At 50.3% G+C, this 3,081-nt stretch carries 3 protein-coding genes and 1 pseudogene; 2 read left to right on the forward strand and 2 right to left on the reverse strand.

The window, feature by feature from the left end; genetic code table 11:
* Positions 1–306, forward strand: a pseudogene (locus ACEW8P_RS25590) (hypothetical protein); the annotation flags it as partial.
* Positions 307–311: 5 nt separating this feature from the next.
* Here ACEW8P_RS25590 and ACEW8P_RS25595 read toward each other — a convergent pair.
* Together ACEW8P_RS25595 and ACEW8P_RS25600 are read right to left on the reverse strand one after the other, a co-directional pair.
* A complete protein-coding gene (locus tag ACEW8P_RS25595; RefSeq protein ID WP_373515900.1) occupies positions 312–1,544 on the reverse strand; it encodes a M20/M25/M40 family metallo-hydrolase in 1,233 nt (410 codons plus the stop codon).
* 100 nt (positions 1,545–1,644) lie between these two features.
* A complete protein-coding gene (locus ACEW8P_RS25600; RefSeq protein WP_373515901.1) occupies positions 1,645–2,010 on the reverse strand; it encodes a MerR family transcriptional regulator in 366 nt (121 codons plus the stop codon).
* A 246-nt stretch (positions 2,011–2,256) separates the two neighbouring features.
* Between ACEW8P_RS25600 and ACEW8P_RS25605 the strand changes: the two genes are divergently transcribed.
* On the forward strand, positions 2,257–3,081 hold an 825-nt coding region (locus ACEW8P_RS25605; protein ID WP_373515902.1), incomplete at its 3' end, for an alanine--tRNA ligase-related protein.

The raw sequence follows: 3,081 nt of genomic DNA on the forward strand, positions 1-3,081 counted from the left end.
AAAGACGAAGACGGAAACGACGCCCTACTCCTCACTTATTCCAGCGGTGGCGTCACGCCCGGTGATTCGTATTTGTGGATTTTGGATGAGTCAGGCCTGCCGAAAGCCTTCAAAATGTGGGTTTCGATCATTCCGATAGGCGGCTTGAAGGCCACTTGGGAAGAGTGGGAAAAGTTGGGGACAGGGTTGAAAGTAGCTACGGAGCACAATATTGGCCCATTGTCTCTATCCATTACCAATACCGCAGCAGCGCAGACCTACCAAGAGCTAAAAATAAAGAATGATCCCTTTGCGGCGATTCTGTAAGTACCCTAGAATTTGACGCGCAGTTTCTTATTTTCCTGCTTGCGCCACACCTCGACATCAATACTTTGTCCGACTTCGTATTGTCCGAGTGATTTCATGTAGTCATAGATATCTTTGATGGGAAATTCGCCCATTTGGGTGATGATGTCCCCGGTTTCCATTCCGGCCGCTGCCGCCGGACGATTCTTGGTCACGGCGTCCACCCGTAGTCCGCGTCCATTAAAGGAGTAGTCAGGAATAATACCCAGCGTGACTTTAAAGTCGGACTGAGCGCCCTGCGCATGCGGACTTCCGGCTTCGGTGAATGTAATCGTGTTATTGGTTTTGCCCAACTCACCTACCAAATCCACAATCAGTTGCAGTATTTTCTGCTCTCCTGCGGCGTTGATTTTCTCCGAGTCGTCGCTGGGTTTGTGGTAGTCGGAATGAACACCCGTGAAGAAAAACAGCACTGGTTTTTCTTTGAGATAAAAAGAGGTGTGATCCGAAGGGCCAACGCCCGAAGAATCCGTCGCAAATTTCAAATCATTTTTTTTAGCCAGAGCAGGTATCAGCCCACCCCATTCAGGACTGGTTCCCCAACCGCCGATGGTCACGCCCTTAGCTTCATCCAGCCGACCGACCATGTCCATGTTCACCATCATCGCCACCGACTCCATCGGAATCGTGGAGTGATCGACAAAGAACTTGGAGCCCAGCAACCCTAATTCCTCGCCCGAGAAGGCGATGAAGAGGAAGTTGTATTTCTCCTTCGTCTGATTTTCAGAGAAGTAACGGGCCAGTTCAATCACACCCGCTACCCCGGAAGCGTTATCGTCGGCCCCATTATGGATCAGATTTTGGCTGTCGGGTCTTAGCGAACCCGACTGGTAGCCCTTTCCCAAATGATCATAATGCGCCCCGATGACGATGGTTCCCTCGGCTTGGTTGTCCAGAAAACCCACGACATTGCGGGCCGTAACCTGATGAGGAACACCCTCGTAATGAATCACTACCCCGAACGGCTCGAAGAAACTGCCATTGCCGCCCTTAGCTTCCAACCCGGCCCGCTTGAACCAGTCAGCGATGTAGTTAGCTGCCTTGATCTCACCCAGCGTTCCTGTGCCGCGTCCTTCCAGTGAATCTGCGGCCAATATGGCTATGTGGGCAGAAATATCTTTGGGGTCGAGGTTTTGCGAGAAGCCAATTGTTGAAACCAGCAGCAGCAAAATACCCGGAGTTAGTCTTCTAAAATTCATGTTTTTAAAAAAAATTAGGTCACAGAGTTTCACTGGATTCGATACAAAGTTTTACAAAGTACCTAAGTGACTAAGAAAGCTTAGACAAGAGAACAATTCATCACTCATCATTCCTTGATTGCCCGCCTGAGCGCGGATCCGACTGGCCATTTCCTTCCAAAGCGCCTTTGATCTCCTCCAAAAACGACCGTACCCGCTTCAATCGATTGATAAGGTTATGGGCCGTTTCTCGGTGGTTGAGCTGGTGTCGCGCGCCTTCGACGGTTCGCATTTGGTCACGTCGCTGATGCACAATTTTTTTGACTACCTCGATATCCTCTTGAGTGTAGCGACGGCGGTTACGCGAGTCACGTTTGGGCTGCAAGTGAGGAAATTTCTTTTCCCAAAATCGCAGCGCCGACGCCTGCACCCCTAGCATATCAGCCACCTCGTTTGTATCGTAGTAACGTTTCTCTCTTTCTTCCATCTTCCTAAAAAAATCTATACCCAAAAGTACGATGCTTTTCTAACCCATTCCAAACGTAGGGCATTATCGTTACTTTTGTGGTTCCGCAGGTAACAGTATTCTTAGAGGGACAAAGATACAAAGCGACAAAGCCACAAAGTTTAAGGGTACTTCTTCAATTGGAAAGCACAATGAACTTTGTTGCTTTGTCGCTCTGCGGCTTTGTCGCTTAAAACCCAAAGGTTCGTAAACACAGAAACGCCACAAATGACTTCCCAACAAATACGCCAGGCATTCCTGGATTTTTTCAAAAGTAAGCAGCACCTCATCGTTCCTTCCGCGCCTTTAGTGGCCAAGAGCGACCCGACTCTCATGTTCAACAACTCAGGCATGGCGCAGTTCAAGGATTATTTCCTGGGTAATGGGACGCCGCCCTCGCGCCGCATTGCCGACACGCAGAAGTGCCTGCGCGTCAGCGGAAAGCACAACGACTTGGAAGATGTCGGCTTCGATACCTACCACCATACCATGTTCGAGATGCTCGGCAACTGGTCGTTCGGGGATTATTTCAAGAAAGAAGCCATTCATTGGGCCTGGGAATTATTGACCGAGATTTATCAACTACCCAAAGACCGCCTCTACGTCTCCGTTTTCGAGGGCGACGAGAAAGACGGCGTATCCTTCGACCAGGAAGCCTGGGATTTGTGGAAACCCATCGTGGGCGAGGAGCGGATTATTTTGGGCAATAAAAAAGACAATTTTTGGGAAATGGGCGACACGGGCCCCTGCGGGCCATGTTCCGAAATCCACATCGACTTACGTCCTGCCGATGAAGTCGCGGCGACTCCCGGAAAATCACTCGTCAACGCCGATCATCCGCAGGTAGTTGAGATCTGGAATCTTGTCTTTATGCAGTTCGAACGCAAGGCGGATGGCTCGCTTCTGCCGCTGCCCGCCACCCACGTGGACACGGGCATGGGCTTCGAGCGGCTTTGCATGGCGATCCAGCAGAAAACCTCCAACTACGACACCGACGTTTTTCAGCCGACGATCCAGGTTTTGGAAAAATTATCCGGTAAAAAATACGGGGAC

Origin of the sequence: Persicitalea sp., assembly GCF_041751555.1 — a bacterium.
In the GTDB taxonomy this organism is placed as follows: Bacteria; Bacteroidota; Bacteroidia; order Cytophagales; family Spirosomataceae; genus Persicitalea.